This is a genomic window from Bradyrhizobium sp. USDA 4354 (assembly GCF_054060315.1).
Genome location: NZ_JBSSDC010000001.1, coordinates 206,631 through 230,034, shown reverse-complemented (window position 1 = coordinate 230,034; position 23,404 = coordinate 206,631). Strand labels below are relative to the sequence as shown.

11 protein-coding genes and 2 pseudogenes are annotated in these 23,404 nt (G+C 64.7%); 4 read left to right on the top strand and 9 right to left on the bottom strand.

From position 1 onward, the window contains the following. Window positions 1–9: 9 nt before the first annotated feature. The gene (ku, locus tag ACVIIV_RS01075; RefSeq protein ID WP_456742508.1) at window positions 10–894 is read right to left on the bottom strand and encodes a non-homologous end joining protein Ku; all 885 of its coding nucleotides are present in this window, start codon (window positions 892–894) and stop codon (window positions 10–12) included. Between the two features lie 125 nt (window positions 895–1,019). Here ku and ligD point away from each other — a divergent pair. Beyond that, window positions 1,020–3,689: pseudogene (ligD, locus tag ACVIIV_RS01070) on the top strand (DNA ligase D); the annotation flags it as partial. A gap of 113 nt (window positions 3,690–3,802) precedes the next feature. Here the strand turns inward: ligD and ACVIIV_RS01065 are convergent. Continuing rightward, the gene (locus ACVIIV_RS01065) at window positions 3,803–3,967 is read right to left on the bottom strand and encodes a DUF3309 family protein (protein ID WP_018318514.1); all 165 of its coding nucleotides are present in this window, start codon (window positions 3,965–3,967) and stop codon (window positions 3,803–3,805) included. 181 nt (window positions 3,968–4,148) lie between these two features. On the opposite strand from ACVIIV_RS01065, the gene ACVIIV_RS01060 reads away from it, so the two are divergent. Beyond that, window positions 4,149–4,466 (top strand): polyhydroxyalkanoic acid system family protein, encoded by a 318-nt coding sequence (locus tag ACVIIV_RS01060; RefSeq protein ID WP_456742507.1) that lies wholly within the window; start codon window positions 4,149–4,151, stop codon window positions 4,464–4,466. Window positions 4,467–4,468: 2 nt separating this feature from the next. Here ACVIIV_RS01060 and treY read toward each other — a convergent pair whose 3' ends face one another. From treY to ACVIIV_RS01030, 6 genes and pseudogenes are all read right to left on the bottom strand, one after another. Further along, a complete protein-coding gene (treY, locus tag ACVIIV_RS01055) occupies window positions 4,469–7,255 on the bottom strand; it encodes a malto-oligosyltrehalose synthase (RefSeq protein WP_456742506.1) in 2,787 nt (928 codons plus the stop codon). Between the two features lies 1 nt (window position 7,256). Continuing rightward, window positions 7,257–9,008 carry a malto-oligosyltrehalose trehalohydrolase gene (gene treZ / locus ACVIIV_RS01050; RefSeq protein ID WP_456742505.1) on the bottom strand — a complete coding sequence of 584 codons (1,752 nt, stop codon included), beginning with the start codon at window positions 9,006–9,008 and terminating at the stop codon, window positions 7,257–7,259. Continuing rightward, a pseudogene (gene glgX, locus ACVIIV_RS01045) lies at window positions 9,005–11,084 on the bottom strand (glycogen debranching protein GlgX). The gene treZ and the pseudogene glgX overlap by 4 nt, the downstream one beginning before the upstream one ends. A 3-nt stretch (window positions 11,085–11,087) precedes the next feature. Next, window positions 11,088–13,226, bottom strand: coding sequence for a 1,4-alpha-glucan branching protein GlgB (glgB, locus tag ACVIIV_RS01040; protein ID WP_456742504.1), 2,139 nt, complete (start codon window positions 13,224–13,226; stop codon window positions 11,088–11,090). Continuing rightward, a complete protein-coding gene (gene treS, locus ACVIIV_RS01035) occupies window positions 13,219–16,512 on the bottom strand; it encodes a maltose alpha-D-glucosyltransferase (protein ID WP_456742503.1) in 3,294 nt (1,097 codons plus the stop codon). The genes glgB and treS overlap by 8 nt, the downstream gene beginning before the upstream one ends. An 11-nt stretch (window positions 16,513–16,523) precedes the next feature. Further along, on the bottom strand, window positions 16,524–18,470 hold the full coding sequence (locus ACVIIV_RS01030; RefSeq protein WP_456742502.1) for a maltotransferase domain-containing protein: 1,947 nt from the start codon (window positions 18,468–18,470) through the stop codon (window positions 16,524–16,526). Window positions 18,471–18,674: 204 nt separating this feature from the next. Here ACVIIV_RS01030 and malQ point away from each other — a divergent pair, with 204 nt between their 5' ends. After that, complete coding sequence (gene malQ / locus ACVIIV_RS01025; protein WP_456742501.1) at window positions 18,675–20,636, top strand: 4-alpha-glucanotransferase; 1,962 nt, start codon at window positions 18,675–18,677, stop codon at window positions 20,634–20,636. Window positions 20,637–20,664: 28 nt separating this feature from the next. Continuing rightward, window positions 20,665–22,464, top strand: coding sequence for a glycoside hydrolase family 15 protein (locus tag ACVIIV_RS01020; protein WP_456742500.1), 1,800 nt, complete (start codon window positions 20,665–20,667; stop codon window positions 22,462–22,464). Window positions 22,465–22,591: 127 nt separating this feature from the next. Here ACVIIV_RS01020 and ACVIIV_RS01015 read toward each other — a convergent pair whose 3' ends face one another. Beyond that, a complete protein-coding gene (locus ACVIIV_RS01015) occupies window positions 22,592–23,404 on the bottom strand; it encodes an HAD family hydrolase (protein ID WP_456742499.1) in 813 nt (270 codons plus the stop codon).

The following is a 23,404-nucleotide window of genomic DNA, read 5'->3' as shown; positions in this document are numbered from 1 at the left end:
CGGAGTGGATCAGCCCGCCTTCCGGTGCCTCGCCGTCGACCGGTGGGTCTTCCTCGCAGCCTGCCGTCGCCCCGTCGCACGCCGCGCGTGCGACTTCGTCGCCGTTTTCTTGCCGCCGCGCCCCTTCAGGCTCTGCTTCAGCGCGTCCATCAGGCTGACGACATTGCTCGGCCGCTCCTCGGGCTCCGGCAGCTCGATCTTCTTGCCGCTGGCCTTGCGCTTCACCAGTGCCTTCAGCGCGTTCTCGTATTCGTCCTTGAATTTGCCGGGATCGAAATGCGCCGCCTTGGTCTGCAGGATGTGGCCGGCGAGCTCGACCATGTCCTTGGTGATCTTCGGGCTCTTGATGTCGTCGAAGAATTGGTCCTCGTCGCGCAGCTCGTAAGGGAAGCGCAGCGTGGTGCCGAGCAGGCCCTTGCCGAGCGGCTCGATCGCCATGACGTGCTCGCGGTTGGTGAGAACGATCTTGGCGAGCGCCACGCACTCCTCGTCCTTCATCGCGTCGCGGATCACCGCAAAGGCATCGGCCGCCGCCTTGCCGTCGGGCGCGATGTAATAGGGATGGTTGAGGTAGCGCTGGTCGATCTCGTCGCGAGGCACGAAGCTCTCGATGTCGATGGTGTGATTGCTCTCGATCTGGACCGCCTCGAGCTCCTCCGGCTCGATCTCGACATATTTGCCCTTGCGCAGCTCGTAGCCGCGGCCCTTCTGGTCGCTCTCGACGACGTCGCCGGTCTCGGAATCGATCATCTGCTGCTTGAGCCGGTTCCCGGTCTCGCGGTTGATCAGGTGAAACCGCGTCTTCTCGGCCGCAGTGGTCGCCGGATAAAGCACGATTGGGCAGCTGACCAGCGACAGCTTCAACGTTCCCTTCCAATAGGCGCGCGGGGCCATTCCATTCTCCAGCGTTTTCAATGCGTTTTGGAACCCCAACCGTCCCGTGGGGTTTTGGTTCCGGGCGGGGCTTTTGCCGTGATAGGCTTCAATGCCGAAAGAGAAGCGGGACCGGTCGTGCTGCAAAGACTCTCTCCACTTACCGACAGAAGCGGGACTTCGAGAAGACGCCCGAGCCATCGGGCAAGACCGCAGTAGCCCCCTCGAAACAGCGGCGCTTCGTGATCCAGAAGCACGATGCGAGCCGGCTGCATTACGATCTCAGGCTCGAATTCGATGGCGTGTTCAAGTCGTGGGCGGTGACGAAAGGGCCTTCGCTCGATCCGCACGACAAGCGGCTGGCGGTCGAGGTGGAAGACCATCCGCTCGACTATGGCGATTTCGAAGGCACGATCCCCGAAGGACAATATGGCGGCGGCACGGTGATGCTGTGGGACCGCGGCACGTGGGAGTCGGATGATCCGGAAGCCGGCTTCAGGAAGGGCGATCTGAAGTTCACCCTGCATGGCGAGAAGCTGCATGGAAGCTGGGTCCTGGTGCGCATGCGCAACCGCGGCGGCGAGAAGCGGACCAACTGGCTCCTGATCAAGCATCGTGACGAATATGTCCGCGAAAGCGCGGACAACGACATTCTCGAACAAGACAGGTCAGTCGCCTCCGGCCGCGCGATGGAGCAGATCGCCGAAGGCAAGGGCCGCGCGCCAAAGCCGTTCATGCTGGCCAAGGGCGCCAAGAGCAAGGCCGATGCAGTCTGGCAGTCCGACCGTGCCGAGGAGACGAAAGGGCGCACGGTGAAGCCCGCGCCGCGCACCGCGTTGAAAGGCGGCAGAGCGGCAAAAAAGAGAGCCACGACCGCGACGAACGCCAAGAAGGTCTCGGAGATGCCGGATTTCGTTGCGCCGCAGCTCTGTACGCTGGTCGAGCGGCCGCCGGCCGACCAGGGCTGGTGCCACGAGATCAAGTTCGACGGCTATCGCGTCCAGCTCCGGGTCGAGGACGGCGAGGCGACGCTGAAGACACGCAAGGGGCTCGACTGGACCGGCAAGTTCGCCTCCATTGCCAAGGAAGCGGCTGCGCTGCCAGAGGTGATGATCGACGGAGAGATCGTCGCGCTCGACCATAACGGCGCGCCGAACTTCTCCTCGCTGCAAGCTGCGCTGTCCGATGGCAAGACCGACGAGCTGATCTTCTTTGCGTTCGACCTTCTGTTCGCGGAGGGCGAGGACTATCGCCGGCTTCCGCTCGGCGAACGCAAGGCCCGGTTGAAGGAGCTGCTGGGCCAGCGCAAGCGGAAATCGAGCCAGATCCGCTACGTCGAGCATTTCGAGAGCGGCGGCGATGCCGTGCTGCAATCGGCTTGCAAGCTCGAGCTCGAAGGCGTGGTGTCGAAGAAGCTGAACGCGCCGTATCGTTCCGGGCGGACCGAGAGCTGGATCAAGTCGAAATGTCGCGCCGGCCACGAGGTGGTGATCGGCGGCTACAAGACCACCAACGGCAAATTCCGCTCGCTGATGGCCGGCGTGCAGCGTGGCGATCATCTCGTTTTCGTTGGCATGGTCGGCACTGGCTTTGGCGCGGACAAGATCAAGCGCATCATGCCGGCATTGAAGGCGATAGAGGCCAAGCAAAGCCCCTTCGGCGGCAAGAATGCGCCGAAGAAGACGCGCGAGGTGCATTGGCTGAAGCCGGAGCTCGTCGCCGAGATCGAGTTCGCCGGCTTCACCGCCGACGGCAATATCCGCCAGGCGGCGTTCAAGGGATTGCGGCAGGACAAGCCGGCCGAGGAGGTCGAGGCGGAGACGCCCGTCGATACCGAGCTCGCCGAGCCCCAGGCAAAGAAGCCGGCGCGCACGAAGGCGGGCCGGCAACCGAAGCAGGCCGCCCAAAACGCCGAGGTCATGGGTGTCGTCATCTCCAAGCCGGACAAGGAGCTCTGGCCCGATGACGGCGATGGTGGCGTCGTCACCAAGCTGGACCTTGCCCGCTATCTCGAAGCCGTTGGCGAATGGATGATCGTGCACCTGAAGGGCCGGCCGTGCTCGCTGATCCGCGCTCCCGATGGCATCAAGGGCGAATGCTTCTTCCAGCGCCACGCCATGCAGGGGACGTCGAACCTTCTGGAGCTCGCGCGGGTCTCCGGCGACCGCAAGCCCTATCTTCAGATCGATCGCATCGAGGGGCTTGCCGCGGTGGCGCAGATCGGCGGCGTCGAGCTGCATCCCTGGAACTGCGCGCCTTATGCCTATGACACGCCGGGCCGGCTGGTGTTCGATCTCGATCCCGCGCCCGACGTGGACTTCGCCGACGTCGTCGAGGCGGCAAAGGAGATGCGGCAGCGGCTCGCCGATATCGGCATGGACAGCTTCTGCAAGACCACCGGCGGCAAGGGCCTCCACGTGGTAGTGCCGCTGCTCCACGGCGCGCGCGACAAGGTGAGCTGGAAGGAGGCCAAGGCATTTGCACAAGGCGTCTGCCAGTGGATGGCCGACGACGATCCCGAACGCTATCTGCTCAACATGTCGAAGAAGCTGCGCAAGAGAAAGATCTTCCTCGATTATCTCCGCAACGACCGCATGTCGACGGCAGTTGCCCCGCTGTCGCCGCGGGCGCGCGCTGGGGCCACGGTCTCGATGCCGCTGACCTGGACGCAGGTGAAGAGCGATCTCGATCCGAAGAAATATACGCTGCGCACCGTGCCGGGCCTGCTGGCGCGATCGAAGGCGTGGGAGGGTTATGATGACGCCGCCACATCGATCAAGGCGGCGATCAAGAAGCTGGCGGGGAAGGTGAAGTAGCCGCTTTGCAAAATGTCATTCCGGGCCGCGCGAAGCGCAGACCCGGAATCCAGAGGTTCATGGCGCGGGATTCCGGGTTCGCGCTTGGGCGCGCCCCGGAATGACCGCCCCGACTAGATCCGCCCCATCAAGAGCAGGATCAGCAGGATGACGATGACAAGCCCGAGGCCGCCGCCGCCATAATAACCGGTGCCATAAAACGGACCGCCGCCGATGCCGCTGAAGCCACCGAGCAGGGCGATGACCAGAATGATCAGAATGATCGTGCCGATTGACATGCGAATCTCCTCAGCCCTTGGTTGAAAGGGTCGTTTGCACCTGTCCCGCCGTGTGGGGGCAACTTGCCGCAGGTTTTATAGTTCCGGCTTCGCAACGTAGGCGCCGGCTCCGACTCGCATGGAACCTTTGCCCTTCCGCCGGCCATGAGTAGGTGAGGATCTCTCAAAAGGGATTAGGGCTATGTCAGCACCACTTGTCGTCTCAATTCCGCATCGTCTCGGTCGCGAGGAGGCGGTGCGCCGGCTCAAGGCAGGGCTTGGCCGCGCTGCAGCAAGCATTCCCGTGATGCAGGTCGAGGAGGAGCGCTGGAGCGGCGACAGCATGAATTTCCGCATCCGCGCGCTCGGCCAGGTCGCGACCGGTCAAGTCGATGTCGCCGACGATCAGGTCCGGGTCGAGGTGGTGCTGCCCTGGCTGTTGCAGCGCTTTGCCGAGATGGCGCAGGCGACGATCAGGAAGCGCGGCCAACTGCTGCTGACCAAGGACGGGGGCAAGTAACTTCAGGCGCGCACGCGCTGCCGCGAGGGCCTGATGGCACTCGCCGGTCGGGCCTCGATGACCAAGGCAGGACAATCGCGGAAAGCCTGCGCGAGCGGCAGCTCGTTGCCCGCAAGGCTTGGTGCGGCATAGCCTGTGATGTCGATGGTGGCGTCAATACCCTCCGGCGCGGGCCATTCCCGGCCCGCTTGGGTGAACGGCGCGAACTGACGCCCGATCGCGATAATCGCGGCTGCGCGGCCGTGGCGACGCGCGAAGGCGATGACATGGCCGGCATGTGCGCCCCGTACCTCCAGCGGCTGGTAGTCGCCCTGCGCGAAGACGTCGGCAAGCTCGCTGCGCAGCTTGAGGAGATGCCGCGTCCAGGCCAGCTTGAGCCGGCCGTCCGGCCAGCTCTCGATCAGGCCGCTCCAGTCCGGCGCTTCCAATGACGACAGCGCCGCGTGGCGCGCGGCAAAGTCGACCGGACGGCGGTTGTCGGGATCGACCAGCGACAGGTCCCAGAATTCGGTGCCTTGATAGAAGTCCGGCACGCCCGGCAGCGTCGCCTTGAGCGTGAGCTGGCTCAGCGAGTTCAACGTGCCGAGCAGCGCGAGACGGCGAGCCAGGGTTTGCAACGCCTCCAGGAATTCTGCGGATCGAGCGGGGTCGAGGATCTTCTCGATGAAGTCGCGGATGCCGTTCTCATACGCTTCATGCGGATTGAGCCAGCTCGTCTCCTCCTTGCCCTCGCGCGCGGCCTTGAGCGCATAGGCCTGGATGCGCTCGACGAAGACGGCATCGATCGGCTCTTGCAGCGGCCAGGCGCCGAGCAGGGTCTGGTAGAGCATGTATTCGAATGTCGCAGACGGTGCGCGGAAATTGCCGTGATGTGTGAGATGCGGCGCGTTCAGCACTTTCCAGCGCGCCACCGCGCTGGTCCACTCGCCGGGAATCTCGCTGAGCGCCGCGATGCGCGTGCGGGCATCCTCACCACGCTTGGTGTCGTGGGTGGCCGTCGCGGTCATGCCGTGCGGCCACTCCCTGGCGCGGGTCTGCATGGCCTGGTGGAAGGCGGGAATGGTGAGGCCTGTGCTCGCGGGATCGCCGCCGACCTCGTTCAGCGCCAGCAGCCGGTGGAATTGATAGAACGCGGTGTCCTCCAGCGACTTCGCCATCATCGGCCCGGTGAATTGCTGCACCTTCAGCGCGAAGCGGCGCACGCGCGGCGTGCTGTGCGGGGGGCGGCCGGGCTTGAGCAGATCCATGGTCAGGGCATCGTGCAGGAAGTCGAAGATGCCTTCGTCCGCGGCGAACCATTCGGCGCGGGCGCGCGCGATGGTGTCCTCGATCAGCTTGCGGTCGTGCGCCGTCGCCCCGGCCGTGGTGAGATAGGTGCGATAGACCGGGAAATGCAGCACATAGAGCTCGAGCGCCTGTCGCAGGCTGTCGGCCGAGTAGTCGCGTGTCGAATAGTGCCCGTTGGCGATGCGCGCGAGCAGGCGCGTCAGCACGGTGAATTCGCTGGTGAGCAGCGTCTCCAGCACGCGCCGCTTGGCATCCTTCACGTAAGGCGCAAGCCGCGGCGGCCGGTTGCTGATCTGCCGCCAGGTCTCGTCCAGCGCCTCCAGCCCCTTGGCGTCGACCAGCACTTGGATGATGACGTTCATCCACTCGTAGCCCGTGGTGCCCTGGACGCCGGCGAAATGCGGCAGGCGCTCGTGCTCGCACAGGATCTTCTCGATCACCGTATAGAAGGGCTTTGTGTTGCCTTGGGCGTCGCGCACCAGCCGGCGCAATCGCTGGCAATATTGTGCGGGGTCACGCAGGCCGTCGATGTGATCGAGCCGGATTCCTTGCAGTCTGCCCTCTGCAACGAGTTGCTTCACCAGCCGGTGCGTAGCGGCGAATGTGCTCGCGTCCTCGACGCGCAGGCCGGCGAGGCCGTTGACGTCGAAGAAGCGGCGATAGTTGATGTCGCTGGAGGCAAGCCGCCAGTGGCCGAGCTTGTAGTGCTGGCGCTCCAGGAGATGATGCAGCGTCAGCGTCTGTGCCGGGCGGTCCTTGCCGGCGCGATAGGCGGCGAGGCCGCCACTGATGATGTCGGCGGCGCCTGCGATCTCCTTGAGCTCGGACTTGAAGCCGGGGGCTTCCTTGCGATTGGGACGGCGCAGTCCCGTGTAGCGGGTCGCGAGCGACAGCAGGCGCTTGCCGGGCTCCGTCTCCGCCGCGTCCGCCTCCTTGACGACCACCCGCAGCACCTCGCCATAGCGCTCCGGGGCGATGGGTAGACGATGCTCGAAATACCAGGCGGAAAGGCTTCCCTCGTCCGGATCGTAGCGTAGCTCGATGTCGCCGCGCTCCAGCGCCTCGCCGTAGGATGTGCCGAGGATCGGCAGCAGCACGCCGCCGCGGGCGCGGTAGGCCAGTTGATCCCAGTCGATGTCGAAGGAGGCCGCGTGCGGCGAGGCCTGGCCCCATTCCAGCACGTCGAGCCACCAGGGATTGTCGGCGAAATGCACGCCGACATGGTTGGGCACGAAATCGATGATGAGACCGAGATCGTGCTGCTGAAGCGCCTCGCTCAGCCGTGCAAAGCCAGGCTCGCCGCCGAGCTCGGGATTGAACTGGCTATGATCGACCGTGTCGTAGCCATGGGCCGAGCCCTTGCGCGCCTTCATCACCGGCGAGGCGTAGACATGCGTGATCCCCAACGCTTTCAGGTAAGGCACGACCGCGGCAGCCTTGTCGAAGTCGAAATCCGCGGTGAGCTGAAGCCGGTAGGTCGCGAGCGGAATCGCAGGAGGCATGTCAACCTCCGAGACGCCAGACCACCGACCAGGGCGGGAGCCGCTCGCCGGCCGCGCCGCCCCAGATCGGCGCGCCCGCGCTGGCATTGGACATGATCTCGTGGTCCGAGAGATTTGCCGTCAAGCGCAGAACCGTGCCGTCGCCCATGCGCCAATGCGCGGTGAGCAGGCCGTCGTCGGCCGCCTCGGCGTCACCGAAGCTCGCGCCCTTCAGCCGCGGCATGATCTCCCTGTGACGGAGTGCGAGCAGGTCCTTCACCAGCGCAAGCCGCGCGTCCTGTTGCGGTGTGCGGCCGGTCCAGTCGAGCACGGCTGACCGCAGCGTTGCCGGGTCGAGCGGATCGGGCACCTCGTCGCCGTATTTTTCGTAAGCCCAGGCATATTCCTGCTTGCGGCCCTTGCGCACGGCATCGGCGAGTCCGCCCTGGAAATCGCAGAAGAACGGGAAGGGGACCGTCGAGCCCCATTCCTCGCCCTGAAACAGCATCGGCACCATGGGCGCGAGCAGGGTCACTGCGAGCGCAGCCTCGATCTGCTTTGGCGATGCCAGGCTTTCCAGCCGCTCGCCAAGCGGACGGTTGCCGATCTGGTCGTGGTTCTGCAGGAAATTGACGAAGGTCGCCGGCGGCAGCGTGCCGCTCGGCTCGCCGCGCGGCTTCTTCCCCCAGAATTCCGAGATCTCGCCCTGGTAGACGAAGCCGGAGGCCAGCGCGCGCGCGAGGTCCATGCGCGGCGTCTGGTAATCGGCGTAGTAACCGGCGAGCTCGCCGGTCAGCATCACATGCCAGACGTGGTGATAGTCGTCATTCCACTGTCCGCGATATTTGCCGTTCGGCGGCTCCTGTGCGGCGTCGAGCAGGCTGGCGCGATTGTCGCCGTTCTCCAGCACGAGATGGATGTGGCGTCCCGTAGCCTTGGCGAGCTCGCCGGCGGCAACGCTGAGGTCCTGCAGCATGGACTGCTCGCCGGGGACAGCCATAATGTGGTTGGCGGCATCCAACCGCAGTCCGTCGAAACGGTAGTCGGTCAGCCAGGACAGCGCGTTCTCGACCGCGAACGCGCGCACCTGCGGCATGCGGTAGTCGATCGCACTGCCCCAGGGCGTATGCGCATCGGTGAAGAAGGTCGGCGCATAGCGGCCGAGGTAGTTTCCTTCCGGGCCGAAATGGTTGTAGACCACGTCGAGGAATACCATCAGCCCGCGCAGATGCGCCTCGTCGATCAGCGTCTTCAGGTCTTCGGGCCGGCCATAGGCGCTGTCGGGCGCATACCACAGCACGCCGTCATAGCCCCAGCCGCGGCGTCCTGCGAAATCGGCCAGCGGCATCAATTCCAGCGCAGTGATGCCGGCCGCTGCGAGATGATCGAGCTTGTCGATCATGGCGCGGTAGGTGCCCTCCGGCGTGAAGGTGCCGACATGGGTCTCGATCAGCACCGTCTCTTCCCAGGGACGGCCGCGCCATTCGCGCGCGCGCCAGGCGAAGGCGTCGTGATCGATCACCTCGCTCGGGCCGACCACGTCCTCGGGCTGGAACGCCGAAGCGGGATCCGGCACGTCGATCTCGTCGTCGATCCTGAACTTGTATTTGCTACCGGAGGGTAGGCCGGCAATGTCGGCGACGTACCAGCCATCCTGCCGGCGCTGCATCGCGTGCCTGCGGTCGAGCAGGAGGTCGACCCGGCGCGCGGCGGGCGCCCATAGCCGGAACGACACGCCGTCCTTCGTCGGCCTCGCCCCGAAGGATGGCCTCATGGCGCCCCCGCGAAGGCGAGCACGGAGCGCGGCGCCGCCTTGCTGTCGCTCCCGGGCAGGAAGTCGATCGTGTTCAGCTTGGCATCGGTCGTGTTCAGGATCTGCTGCCAGCTCTTGTATTCGGTCATTTGCGGCAATTTGAATGCGATCTCTTCGGGAGCGGCGTTCAGGACGATAAAGATCGCAGCCCCGCCCGGTTCCATCGGGCCCATCACATAGGAGAGAAATCGCCCATCCGGGAATGTCCAGTCGCTCTCCGTCATCTCGTTGCCTTCAGGCGTCAGCCACAACGCACCGTAGGAGGCGCCGTCCTTGGGCCGGCCACCGAGCCAGCGATGGCTGCGCAGCTGCGAGAACCGGCGGCGGATGTCGGCGAGATGGGCGACGAAGTCGACCATGTCGTCGCCCTCCTTGCCGAGATTGTCCCAGCCGACCCAGCCGACTTCGTTGTCCTGGCAATAGGCGTTGTTGTTGCCGGATTGCGAGTTGCTGACCTCGTCGCCGGCGAGGATCAGCGGAACGCCCTGCGCCAGCATCAGGCAGGCCAGCACGTTCTTGCGCAGCTGCCGGCGCAGGCTGATGATGTTGGGATCGTCGGACGGCCCCTCGACACCGCAATTGTTGCTGTGATTGTCGTTGGAGCCGTCGCGATTGTCCTCGCCATTGGCTTCGTTGTGCTTCTCGTTGTAGCTGAAGAGGTCGGCGAGCGTGAAGCCGTCATGGACGGTGATGTGGTTGATGCTGGCGCGCGGCCGCCGTCCGTCGTGGTTGAACAGGTCGGACGACGCGGTCATGCGGCTGGAAATGTCGCCGATCAGGCTGCCTTCGCCGCTCCAGTAGCGGCGCATGGCGCTGCGATAGCGGTCGTTCCATTCCGACCATTGCGAGGGGAATGCGCCGACCTGATAGCCGCCGAGGCCGAGGTCCCACGGCTCGGCGACGAGCTTGACGGTCGCCAGTACCGGATCCTGCCGGACCGCGGTCAGGAACGAGCTGCCGCGATCAAAGCCGTTCGGCCCGCCGCGCAAGCGTGGTGGCAAGGTCGAAGCGGAAGCCGTCGACATGGCAGACCTCGACCCAGTAGCGCAGGGAATCCATCACCATCTGCAGCACGCGCGGATGGGTGAGGTTCACCGACGAGCCGCAGCCGGTGAAGTCGTCGTAATAGCGCGGGTTCTCGCGGTTCAGCCAATAATAGGAGGCGTTGTCGATGCCGCGATAGCACAGCGTCGGGCCGAGGTGGTTGCCCTCGGCGGTGTGGTTGTAGACGACATCGAGCATCACTTCGATCCCGGCATCGTGCAGCCGCGCCACCGTGGTGCGGAAGGAATCGAGCGCGTTGTCCTGGGCGTAGCGCGGCTCGGGTGCGAAGAAGGAAAGCGTGTTGTAGCCCCAGTAATTGGCGAGCTTCTTTTCCACGAGGATGCGGTCGTCGACGAAGCTGTGGATCGGCAACAGCTCGACCGTGGTGACGCCGAGCTTCTTCAGGTGCTCGATCATCGCCGGCGAGGACAGGCCGCCATAGGTGCCGCGCAAATTCGGCGGCACGTCGTCGCGCTTCTGTGTCAGGCCTTTGACGTGGGCCTCGTAGATGATGGTGTCTTCCCAGGGGATGTTGGGACGGATCTCGCGGCGGCCCCAGTTGAAGGTCTCGTCGACCACGACGGCCTTGGGCATGCCGCGCGCATTGTCGCGCCGGTCGAAGGACAGGTCTTCACGCGGTGAGCCGGTGCGATAGGCAAAATGCGCATCGCTCCAGACCAGCCGCCCGGCGAGCCGCTTGGCATAGGGGTCGAGCAGCAGCTTGTTGGCGTTGAAGCGATGGCCGTGCTCGGGCTCGTAGGGGCCGTGCACGCGATAGCCGTAGAGCTGGCCGGGCGAGACGTCATTGAGATAGCCGTGCCAGACATCCTCGGTCTTCTCAGGCAGCTCGATACGCTCGAGCTCGCGGCGGCCTTGCGCGTCGAACAGGCAGAGCTCGACCTTCTGCGCGTTGGCGGAGAACAGCGCGAAATTGGTGCCGCGTCCGTCCCAGCTTGCGCCGAGCCGTGCGGGCGATCCAGCGGTCAGGCGCATCGATCAGCTTTCCGGAACGAGGAAGATCGCGGCGAGCGGCGGAATGGTGAGGCGGAGCTCGCCGCTTCCGGCATGAACTTCGCCGATATTACCGACGTTGCTGCCGCCGTAGTGGGCCGAATCCGAGTTGAGCACTTCTTTCCACTTGCCGCCGAACGGCACACGAACGCGATAGTTCTGGTAAACGTTCGGCGAGAAGTTGACGATGACGAGACACCGTGCGTGCTCGTCGAATCCCTTGCGCAGCCAGGCGAACACGTTGCGATTGGCATCATCCGTGATCAGCCATTCGAAACCGGCCTGGTCGCAATCCATCTGGTGCAGCGCCGGCACCGCGCGGTAGAGCCGGTTGAGATCGCGGATCAGCGCCTGGATGCCGGAATGGTATTTGTATTCGAGCAGGTGCCAGTCGAGCGACTGGTCGTGATTCCATTCCCGGCTCTGCGCGATTTCCGCGCCCATGAACAGCAGCTTCTTGCCGGGATGGCCGAACATGAAGCTGTAATAGGCGCGCAAATTGGCGAAGCGCTGCCACTCGTCGCCAGGCATGCGGCCGAGGATCGAGCGCTTGCCGTGCACGACCTCGTCATGCGACAGCGGCAGGATGAAATTTTCCGAGAACGCATAGTGCAGGCCGAACAGGATCTCGCCGTGGTGGTGCTTGCGGTAGATCGGATCCTTGCTGATGTAGCTCAGCGTGTCGTGCATCCAGCCCATGTTCCATTTGTAGCCGAAGCCGAGCCCGCCGAACTCGACCGGGCGCGAGACCTGCGGCCAGGCAGTGGACTCCTCAGCCGCGGTGGTCGCCTGCGGGAAGCGGGCGAACACTTCCGTGTTGAAGCGGCGCAGGAAGTTGATCGCCTCGATGTTCTCCCGCCCGCCATACTGGTTTGGAATCCACGCGCCGGGCGGCCGGCTGTAGTCGAGATAGAGCATGGACGCGACCGCATCGACGCGCAGGCCGTCGATGGCGTAGCGCTCCAGCCAGAACAGCGCATTCGACACCAGGAAGTTCGTTACTTCGGTGCGGCCATAATTGTAGATCAGCGTGCCCCAGTCGAGGTGGCGACCCTGGAGCGGATTGGCATGCTCATAGAGCGAGGTGCCGTCGAAATGGCCAAGTCCGTGCGGATCATCCGGGAAATGACCGGGCACCCAGTCCAGCAGCACGCCGATGCCTTCGCGGTGGCAGGCATCGACCAGTGTCGCAAATTCGTCGGGTGTGCCGAAGCGGCTGGTTGGCGCGTAGAGGCCGGTCGGCTGATAGCCCCAGGAGCCGTCGAAAGGATGCTCGCTCACTGGGAGGAATTCGAGATGGGTGAAGCCCATGTCGCGGGCATAGGCCGGCAGCTGCTCAGCCAGCTCGCGATAAGTCAGCCATTCATTGTTGCCCTTGCGCCGCCACGAGCCGAGATGGACCTCGTAGATCGACATCGGCGCCGACACGGCATTGATGCCATCAGGCGCCGGGCGCGGCCGCGCCAGATGCGCCTCGTCGAACACGATTGAAGCCGTCTTCGGCCGTAGCTCGCTGGCAAAGGCCAGCGGATCGGATTTCAGCGGAAGCAGGTGGCCGTGCGGGCCGATGATTTCGAACTTGTAGTGATCGCCGGCCTTCGCGTGCGGAATGAACAATTCCCAATAGCCGCTTCCGCGCACCCGCATGGGGTGACGCCGCCCATCCCAGAAGTTGAAATCGCCGACCACGGAGACGCGCCGCGCATTTGGCGCCAGCACGACGAAGCCGATGCCGTCGACGCCCTCGAGCCGCACCGGATGCGCGCCGAGCTTGTCGTAGAGGCGCTGATGGGTGCCTTCGCCGAGCAGGTAGAGATCGAAATCGGTCAGGATCGGTGGAAAACGGTAGGCATCCTCGAACTCGACGACGTTGTTGCCGAACTTTGCGCGCAGCTGATAGCGCTTCGAGCCATTGGGCAGGGCGCCGATGAACAGGCCCGCGTCGTGGACGCGGTCGAGCGAAGCGACCTCGCCCTGCTCGCCGACCGCCTCGACATTGGTGGCTTCGGGGAGAAAGGCACGCACCACGCTTCTGCCGCCCTCGGGATGCAGCCCGAGATAGTGGAAGGGATCGGAGTGGCGGCCCTCGATAATTGCATAGGCTTCGGCAGGCAGTTTAGGCATGGGCTTCGCTCTCGGCACTGGACAGAATGCGAAGCAGTCCGGTCAGCGGCGCATGGAGCCCCTCGGGCCGGTGGGACAGCTCGTACTCTACTTCGTCGAACGCTTGATCAAGCAGGAAAAATCTTAACAGGCCTTCCGCGGATGGCCGATCTTCCGGCCACAGCCTCCGATCGGTCATGGCTTCGCGGTAGGCGGACAGGAAGGTCGCGGTGGCGCGCTCGCGCCATTCGTCGAGCGCGGCCGCAAGCCGGTCTTGCTCGTCGGAGGCGCCCGTCAGCGCGCGGTTCAGCGCTGCGTTGACCGAAAGGTCAATCGAGCGGACGAGGCCGGCGACGTCGCGCGCGGCCGGCGCCTTGCGCCGCTTATTGGCCAGCGGCACACGCGGATCGCCGTCGAAGTCGATGATGAAGATATCGTCCTTCACGATCAGAGTTTGCCCGAGGCGGAAGTCGCCATGATGACGGATGTTCAACCCGCCGATCCCGGAAGGCAATAGCGCATTCAGGCGGTCGGACAGGGCCGCGCGGGTCTCCGTGAGCTGATCGATCAGCCGCCGGTCCGCCTCCCGCAGGCCGTCGCGGCTCTCGGTCAGCCGCTCGAAGATCCGCTCGGCACGTGCCTTGAGGTCGGATATCAGGCGCTGAACGTAGGCGGAGCCGATCGGCTCCGGAGCGAGATCGTCCGGCTTTGCCGCGGCCAGCGCGACATGCAGCTCGCCGAGCCGCCGGCCGATCTGCGCGATGAAGTGCAGGTAAGGCGCCTGCTCCTGGGTCTCGCGGAGCGTTTCGCCCGCCGGCAAGACGCGCTGCTCGTCGATATAGCGATCGAGATAGCCCGTCGTCACCGTCCAGCCGTCGCCCTGGTTCTCGACATAGGCATGCAGCACGCCGAGCGCGCTGCGCTGGTTGCCCTCGACCAGCTCGACGCTGCCGAGCAGCGCCGGTGTGTTGGCGAAGCGCGCGACTTCGGTGAGATAATGGCCGATCTCGATCTCGGGACTGACGCCGCTTTCGAGCCGGCGATAGATCTTGGCCACGTATTGATTGTCGACCAGCGCGGTGCTGTTCGACTGCTCGATCGCGCGGATGCGCCCGGGCTCCTTGATGATGTAATCGGCGAAGCGGCTGGTCGCCTTGAATTCCAGCCGCAGATTATTCTCTTCCACGGTCAGGTTCTGCGACAGGTTGCGCAGGAACAGGCCGATGAAGATCTGGTCGGTCGCAACATCGAGCAGCGTTCCTTCACGCGCGCCTTGACGCACGGCGGCGAGCGCCTTCGGGTTGAAGCGTTCGCGGTCGAAGCGCACCCACTCGATCTGTAGCGGCATCACATAGCGTGTCGTCGCCTCACCTTGCCTGGTCTCGAAGAACGCAATCCAGGGTCGGTTGTCGCCGATGTCGCAGAACGGCACCGCCGAGGTCAGCGCGGTCTTGATCTGCTTGGGATTGTGCTCGGGATACCACCGCGTCCGTGACAAGAATCCCGGCAGCACGTCGCGCTCGAACACGCCGCGCTCGCGGGCGAGCGACACCCAGTTCGAGTTCACCGGCACCACCAGCGTCTCGAATTCCGGCACCGCGCGCGGCGTCACCGGCTCGGACTTGTCGCGCTCCAGAAGCTGGAACCAGTAGAAGCCGTAGGGCCCCAGCGTGATCATGTAGGGCAGTTCGCCGATCGCGGGGAAGCGGGTGCGGCCGAGCATCTCCTGCGGGATGCGGTCCTTCCACGGCGACAGATCGAGCTCGGTCGCCTGCGCGGCGCGCGAGAGATTGGCGACGCAGAGGATCACCTCGTCGCGGTATTGCCGGACATAGGCGAGCACGGCGCGGTTGGCCGGGCGGATGAAGGTCATGGTGCCGCGGCCGAAGGCGAGCGTCGACTTGCGCACCGAGATCAGCCGCTTGGTAGCGCTGAGCAGCGAGGACAGGCTGCGCGATTGCGCCTCCACGTTCACGGACTCATAGCCGTAGACCGGGTCCATGATCAGCGGCGCGTAGAGACGGGCCGGGTCGCAGCGCGAGAAGCCGCCGTTGCGGTCCGGGCTCCACTGCATTGGCGTGCGCACGCCGTTGCGGTCGCCGAGATAGATGTTGTCGCCCATGCCGATCTCGTCGCCGTAATAGATGATCGGCGTGCCGGGGAACGACAGCAGCAGCGAGTTCATCAGCTCGATCTTACGGCGGTCGTTGTCCATCAGTGGCGCAAGGCGCCGGCGGATGCCGACATTGATGCGCGCACGGGGATCGTTGGCGTAGGTGGTCCAGAGATAGTCGCGCTCGACATCGGTGACCATCTCGAGCGTCAGCTCGTCGTGGTTGCGCAGGAACAGCGCCCATTGGCAGCTCGCCGGAATGTCCGGTGTCTGGCGCAGGATGTCGGTGATCGGGAAGCGGTCCTCCTGCGCGATCGCCATGTAGATGCGCGGCATCAGCGGGAAATGGTAGGCCATGTGGCACTCGTCGCCACGGCCGAAATATTCCTGCACGTCCTCCGGCCATTGATTGGCCTCGGCCAGCAGCAGCTTGCCCTTGGAATACGCGTCGAGCTCCTGGCGCAGGCGCTTGATGATCGCATGCGTCTCCGGCAGGTTCTCGTTCGAGGTGCCCTCGCGCTCGCACAGATAGGGAATGGCGTCGAGCCGGAAACCGTCGACACCGGCATCCAGCCAGCGCTTCATCACCTGGATGATGGCGCTGACCACGCGCGGATTGTCGAAATTGAGGTCCGGCTGGTGCGAGAAGAAGCGGTGCCAGTAGAACGCGCCGGCCTCGGGATCCCAGGTCCAGTTCGATTTCTCCGTGTCCGTGAAGATGATGCGCGTGCCCTGGTATTTCTGGTCGGTGTCGCTCCAGACGTACCAGTTGCGCGCGCTGGAGCCCGGATGGCTGCGCCGCGCGCGCTTGAACCATTTGTGCTGGTCCGAGGTGTGGTTGACGACGAGCTCGGTGATGACGCGCAGGCCGCGCTTCTGCGCCTCCTGGATGAAGCGCTTGAAATCCTTCATCGTCCCGAAATCGGGATTGACCGCGCCGTAATCGCCGATGTCGTAGCCGTCGTCGCGGCCGGGCGAGGGGTAGAACGGCAGCAGCCACAGCGCGGTGACGCCGAGCTCCTGGAGATAGGGCAGCTTCTCGGTCAGTCCGGCGAAGTCGCCGATACCGTCATTGTTGCTGTCGGCGAAGGCCTTGACGTGGAGCTGGTAGATGATGGCGTCCTTGTACCAGAGCTCATCCACGACCTCGGCAGCCTCAGCCTTCTTGGTATCGACGGAAGACAGAACGTTCATGGCGTGAACCCTTACGCCAGGCAGCGGAACAGAAGCGCCGGATCGCGGTCGGGATCGATACGCAACCTGATCCCGCCCCATTCGATGCGGGACTGTTCGCCGGTGAGGAGGTTTTCGAGTGTCGTCACATGGTGACGCTGTCCACCGGCGTCAACGGTGACGTCGCCGAGCGGGAGCCAGCATTCACGCACATGGCGCGAGAGCGCGATCACGATGACGACCGTGTTGGCCGGATCGGCCGCCTGCTTGGCGAAGGCGATCGTCGCGCCGTCCTCGATGCCGAGGAAGCGCAAATTCGCCGTCTGCTGGAGCGCCGCGTTCTCCTTGCGGATGCGATTGAGCGCGGCAATGTAGGGTTTGATGTTGCCGGGCTTGTCCCAGTCGCGCTGCCTGATCTGGTACTTCTCGGAATCGAGATATTCCTCGCGGCCGGGAATCGCCTCATGCTCCAGCAGCTCGAATCCGCCAAAGATGCCGTAATTGCCTGACAGCGTCGCCGCCAGCGCGATGCGCGACTTGAATGCCCAGGCCTCTCCGCTCTGGAGGTGATAGGGCAACAGGTCAGGCGTGTTGACGAACAGGTGCGGACGATAGAAATCGCGCTCGGGATAGCGCGTCAGCTCGCCGAGATATTGCTCCAGCTCCCACTTTTCCGTGCGCCAGGGGAAATAGGTGAAGGACTGCGCGAAGCCGAGCTTGGCGAGGCCCTTCATCAGCTTTGGCCGTGCATAGGTCTTGGAGAACAGGATCACCTCGGGGTGACGGTGGCGGATGTCGCGGATCAGCCACTCCCAGAACGCAAGCGGCGCGGTGTCGTGATTGTCGATGGCGAAGATGGTCACACCGTGGTCGATCCAGAGCAGCATGGCATCGCGAAGCGCGTTCCACAGGCCGACGCGATCGACCGAATTGAAATCGGGGATGATGATGTCGGAATAGGGGCCGTCCGCCGCCCGCACCGAGCGGTCCGGCCGCCATTTGAACCATTCCGGACGCTGCGTCAGCCAGGGATGGTCCGGCGAGCACTGCACCGCGAAGTCCAGCGCAAGCTCGAGCCCGTACTCGAGACAGGTGGCGACCAGCGCGCGAAAGTCCTCGATGGTGCCGAGCTCGGGATGCAGCGCATCGTGGCCGCCCTCGGCCGAGCCGATCGCATAGGGCGAGCCGGGCTCGCCCTCATTTGCCACCGGCGCGTTGTTACGGCCCTTGCGACTTGTGTGGCCGATGGGATGGATCGGCGTGAAGTAGAGCACGTCAAAGCCCATGGCGGCGATGTCAGGCACGCGCGCGATGCAGTCGCGCAGCGTGCCATGACGGCCCGGCAATGCGCTCTGGCTGCGCGGCATCATCTGATACCAGGCGCTAAAGCGCGCCTTGTCGCGGTCGGCGGTCAGCGGGAAAAGTGGCGAGCGGGTGAGGTCGGGCCGCGACTGGCTCTCGGCCATGGCTTCGCCGAGCTCGGCCGCGAGCAGCGATGTGACGTCGCCGTTCCGAAGATAGTCCTCGCACTGCCTGATGATGACCGCTGCGGCGTCCTGACGCGCGCCATGCGCCTTGGTCAAGAGGCCGGCGCCCTCGATCGCATCGAGGCTGACATCGGCTCCCGCGCGCCGTTTTCGCGCGACCGCGTGCGACCAGGTGGCGAACTCGTCGGTCCAGGCTTCGATCGCATAGACATATCGGCCCGGCTCGACGGGCGTGAACGCGCCGCACCAGCGGTCATTGCCGTGAAGGGTCATCGGCTCGCTCCGCCAGTCGCGGTCCTGCTCGCGGCGCCAGATCAGCGCGGCGGCGATCACCGCGTCGCCGTCGCGGTAGATGTCGGCCCAGACCTCGACCGGTTCGCCCGCGATCCGCTTCACGGCAAAGCGACCGCCGTCGATCAAGGGATAGACGTCCTCGATCAAGAAAGCGCTGCCGGCTGCGGCACTTTCGACAGTTTGAATTGTCTTGTTCACGGTGATGCCATTGACAAGAAAGCAGGAGCCCGTTTCCCTTGTCGGGAACCCACGCTTGGTACCATTATAGAAAGCCGCTTGTGTGTCATTGGTTCCCTTGGGAACGGCAAGCGCAGTTTGCGAGTTACCCCTGACTAACCTCTTCCGCGACCTCGTTAAAATCGATGCCCTTGGCCAAACAATGGCCTGCAAGCTGCGTGCCGAATGGATCTTTTAGCTCAAGCCCGGATCAAGGGCGTTCAGTCCGAATTCATCGATGCTCTCGGCAAGCTGCGGGTCACCGCGCCCGAGGCGCTCAAATCCATCCTCGACGCCCTGCCGGAGAAACGGGTCTATCGCTTCGTCAGCGGGCCGGTCGTGGTGCGTGCGCTCGGACATCCGCGCACGCAATTGGCGGCCATCGGCGCGCCACCGCTGCAATGGAAAATCCTCGGCAACGGCAATGTGATCGCCCAAGGCGAGACGCGCGAGCCCGTCATCGCCTGGCCCGCGGGCCTGGCGCTTGGATACCACCGCTTGACGCTGACCGATGCCGAAGGCGTGTCGGAAGAGGTGCCGATGATCGTGGCGCCCGAGCGCGCCTTCGGGGGCGATTTCGATCGCGGCTGGCTGCTGGCCGTCCAGCTCTACAGTGTCCGTTCGGACCGCAATTGGGGCATCGGCGATTTCACCGACCTCGCAGGTCTCGTCCGGCTTGCCAAGCAGCTCGGGGCCGACGGCGTCGGGCTCAATCCGCTGCATGTCCTGTTCGACGACCACCCGGCCGATTGCAGCCCCTATTCGCCGAACAGCCGGCTCTTCCTCAACCCGCTCTATATCGACGTCGAGGCGATCCCGGAATTTTCCTCCGATCTCGTCCCCGATGCAGCCGCGACCGCCGCGCGACTGCGTGAAGGCGACCGCGTGCCCTATGCCGACATGGCGGCGCTGAAGTGGTTGGCCTTGCGCGCTGCGTTCAACAGCTTCGTGACGAGCGCGAGCGAGGCGCGCCGCAAGGCGTTTGACGCCTTCCGCGCCGCCCGCGCGCCGCTGTTGTCCCGCTTCGCCTGCTTCGAGGTGCTGCGGCATCGCTTCAACGCACCCTGGTGGGAATGGCCGCTGGAATGGCAGCAGCCTAACGAGGCCAAGTGCGCCGAGCTGCGCAACGGTCCCGGCAGGCGCGAGGTCGAGTTCGTCGAATTCGTGCAATGGACGGCCGATAGCCAATTGCATGCCGCCAAGGAGCTCGCCAACCAGCTCGGCATGCGGGTCGGGCTCTATCTCGATGTCGCCGTCGGTGTGCAGTCCAACGGCTTCGATGCCTGGAACGAGCAGACGGCGATTTCCCGCCATCTCGCCGTCGGCGCGCCGCCCGACGTGCTCAACACCATCGGCCAGGACTGGGGTCTCGCCGGCTTCAACGCCGGCGGGCTGGAAGCGCAATCCTTCGTGCCGTTCGCCGACATGCTTGCGGCGTCGATGCGACATGCCGGCGCCATCCGGCTCGATCACGTGCTCGGCTTGAAGCGGCTTTATCTCGTGCCGCGCGGCTTCAAGCCCGACAACGGCGCCTATGTGCAGATGCCGTTCGAGGCGCTGCTGGCGGCGGTGGCACGCGAGAGTGCGGCCCATAAATGCATCGTGATCGGCGAGGATCTCGGCACCGTGCCCGAAGGCTTCCGCGAGATGATGCAGGATTTCGGCATCTGGTCCTATCTCGTCATGATGTTCGAGCGCGACGATGCCGGCCATTTCCGCAATGTCGACCACTACCGGCCCAATGCGCTGGTCACGCTGAACACGCACGATCTGTCGACCTATGCCGGCTGGCGCTCCTTCAGCGATCTCAAGATGAAGCGCTCGCTCGGGCTCGATCCCGGCGAGAACGACCAGGCGCGCTGGGATGCGCTCGGCAGGCTCGACGAGATCCTGAGCCAGAACGGCATCGCCGCCAACGACCTCTATTCGGTGCTCGCCTTCCTGTCGCGCACGCCGTCCCGGCTGCTCGCGGTATCTTTGGAAGATCTGCTGGGTGTGATCGACCAGCCCAACATTCCCGGCACGATCGACGAGCACCCGAACTGGCGCCAGCGGCTGCCGGTTGCGCTCGACAAGATCGCGTCCAAGATCGATCGCGCGGCTTTGAAGGCCGCGACGCGGGAACGTTCATTGCCCGGCGGGAGTTGACAGCCGGAATTCCTAGGCTCGCACCACATTGTCTCAGAGAATCGAGGACTATGCGCTGATCGGCGATTGCGAGACCGCGGCGCTGGTCGGGCGCAACGGCTCGATCGACTGGCTGTGCTGGCCTGCCTTCGATTCCGACGCTTGCTTTGCCGCCATCCTCGGCACCCACAAGAACGGTCGCTGGCTGATCGCACCGCACGGGGACGTGACCGGCATTTCGCGCAATTATCTCGGCAATACCCTGATCCTCGAGACGCGCTTCGAGACGAAGAGCGGTACCGTCGCGCTGATCGACTTCATGCCGCCGCGCGGCAAGGCCTCGGACATCGTGCGGCTGGTCCGAGGCGTCAGCGGCACGGTGAAGATGCGGATGGAGCTCGTTATCCGCTTCGGCTTCGGTGCCGACATTCCCTGGGTGCGCCGGATGGATCATTCGCTGCTGGCCATCTGCGGCCAGGACATGACGGTGCTGCGAACACCCGTCGAGACCCGCGGCGAGGATCTGACGACGATTGCCGAATTCGAGGTCGGGGCGGGCGAGACCGCGCCCTTCGTGCTGACCTACGGCCCCTCGCATATCGAGCCGCCCGGGCCGATCGATCCGGAGGTCGCTCTTCAGGAGACCGAGACATTCTGGCAGGACTGGTGCGGCCATTGCGCCCGCGATGGCGACTACCAAGACCTCGTCTTGCGCTCGCTGATCACGCTGAAGGCGCTGACCTTTGCTCCGACCGGCGGCATCGTCGCGGCGCCTACCACCTCCTTGCCGGAAAAGCTCGGGGGAAGCAGGAACTGGGATTACCGCTTCTGCTGGCTGCGCGACGCGACCTTCACGCTGCTGGCGCTGATGAACTCGGGCTACACCGAGGAAGCCTCGGCCTGGCACAATTGGCTGCTGCGTGCAGCCGCCGGCTCGCCGGCGAACATGCAGATCATGTATGGCATCTGGGGCCAGCGGCGGCTGCTGGAATGGGAGGCGGGCTGGCTCGACGGCTATGAGGGCGCCCGGCCGGTGCGCGTCGGCAATGCCGCGCATGCGCAGCTGCAGCTCGATGTCTACGGCGAGTTGATCGACGCATTCCACCAGTCGCGCATGGCCAAGCTCAAGCTCGACGAGGAGAACTGGGCTCTGGAATGCGCGGTGCTCAATCATCTCGCCGAGGTCTGGGATCGGCCCGACCACGGCATCTGGGAGCGCCGCGGGAAGCCCAAGCACTACGTGTTCTCCAAGGTGATGACCTGGGTCGCTTTCGACCGCGGCATCAAGAGCGCCGAGACCTTTGGCTTCAAGGCGCCGCTCTTGCACTGGCGCACCCTGCGCGAAGCCATTCATCGCGACGTCTGCAACAACGGTTTTGACGCAGAGGAGAATGCCTTCGTCGAGTCCTACGGCACGAAGCTGCTCGATGCCAGCGTGCTGTTGCTGCCGGCGGTCGGCTTCCTGCCGGCGTCGGACCCGCGCATCTGCGGCACCATCGCCGCCGTCGAGAGATGCCTGATGCGTGACGGTTTCGTGCTGCGGCACGACCCGCGCGAGCTGCCTGCCGGGCAGCCGCCGCTCGAAGGCGCGTTCCTGGCCTGTAGCCTGTGGCTCGCCGATGCCTATGTGCTGTCGGGCAATCTCGACAAGGCGCAACTCTTATTCGATCGTGTGGTGGGCGTTGCGAACGATGTCGGGCTGCTGGCGGAGGAATACGATTCCGAGGCGCGGCGCCAGACCGGAAACTTTCCGCAGGCGCTGACCCACATCGCCCTGATCAACACCGCACATAATTTGTCGGCAGCAAGGCTGCGCAGCGAGAAGCCGGCGGTGCAACGGTCGAAGTAAGGCGAGCGCGTAACAATGCCAAGTGTGATGAACAATGCCAAGTGTGATGAATGACGCTTGATCACTGCGACGACGGAGGTGCGCCCCCTCTCCCGCACGCGGGAGAGGGGAAGCAGCCTGCCGCCGCTCAGCCAGCCCCGTTCCGCTTCAAGATCATCTCCATCGCCTCGGCAAAACCGTCCTGCTCATTGCTCGCGGTGACGTGGGTCGCCTCATCCTTGACGTTGTCGGCAGCGTTGCCCATGGCGATCGAGGTGCCGCTGACGCGGAACATTGCGAGGTCGTTCTGCATGTCGCCGATGGTGGCGACGGCGTCGGTCGAGATGCCGAGGCGCTTGGCCATGGCCTCGACGAACGTGCCCTTGTTGAAGCCGGGCGGGGTGATGTCGAGATAATAGGTCTGCGAGCGGACCGCCATCGCCTCGCTGCCAAGTGCTTCTTGCATGACCTTTTCGCAGCGCTCGAGGCCCGCAGCATCGGCGCTGGCGCCGACGATCTTGCAGGCGCTCGTAAGATACGGCACGAAATCAGTGACGATGGTGGGGTCGGCGCGGATCGTGTGCTGCTCGTGGGCGACGTAGCTGCCGCGCGGATTGTCGATCAGCCATTTGTCGGTGGTGAACAGCCAGATGTCGGCGCCGTAGTCGCGGAGGATCTGCAGGGATCGCTCGGCCGCGCGCGGGGGAATCAGGTGCTGCTCGACCGGCCTCATCTCCGGATCGATGATCGAGGAGCCGTTGAAGGGGCCGACCGGCAGCCACAGCGCCAGTGGCTCGATCAGGAAGCGCATGCCGATCGCAGGGCGGCTGGAGGTGATGGTGAAGCCGATGCCGGCCCGGTGCAGTCGCTGCACCGCGCTCCTCGCGCGGTCGGTCAGCGTCTTGTCCTTGGTCAGCAGCGTGCCGTCGACGTCGGACACCACGAGTGAGATTTGCGTCAT

Bases quoted from the DNA above. Each gene is read 5' to 3' on its own strand.
- ku (WP_456742508.1), bottom strand. From the start codon at position 894: ATGGCCCCGCGCGCCTATTGGAAGGGAACGTTGAAGCTGTCGCTGGTC.
- ACVIIV_RS01065 (WP_018318514.1), bottom strand. From the start codon at position 3,967: ATGTCAATCGGCACGATCATTCTGATCATTCTGGTCATCGCCCTGCTC.
- ACVIIV_RS01060 (WP_456742507.1), top strand. From the start codon at position 4,149: ATGTCAGCACCACTTGTCGTCTCAATTCCGCATCGTCTCGGTCGCGAG.
- treY (WP_456742506.1), bottom strand. From the start codon at position 7,255: ATGCCTCCTGCGATTCCGCTCGCGACCTACCGGCTTCAGCTCACCGCG.
- treZ (WP_456742505.1), bottom strand. From the start codon at position 9,008: ATGAGGCCATCCTTCGGGGCGAGGCCGACGAAGGACGGCGTGTCGTTC.
- glgB (WP_456742504.1), bottom strand. From the start codon at position 13,226: ATGCCTAAACTGCCTGCCGAAGCCTATGCAATTATCGAGGGCCGCCAC.
- treS (WP_456742503.1), bottom strand. From the start codon at position 16,512: ATGAACGTTCTGTCTTCCGTCGATACCAAGAAGGCTGAGGCTGCCGAG.
- malQ (WP_456742501.1), top strand. From the start codon at position 18,675: ATGGATCTTTTAGCTCAAGCCCGGATCAAGGGCGTTCAGTCCGAATTC.
- ACVIIV_RS01015 (WP_456742499.1), bottom strand. From the start codon at position 23,404: ATGACGCAAATCTCACTCGTGGTGTCCGACGTCGACGGCACGCTGCTG.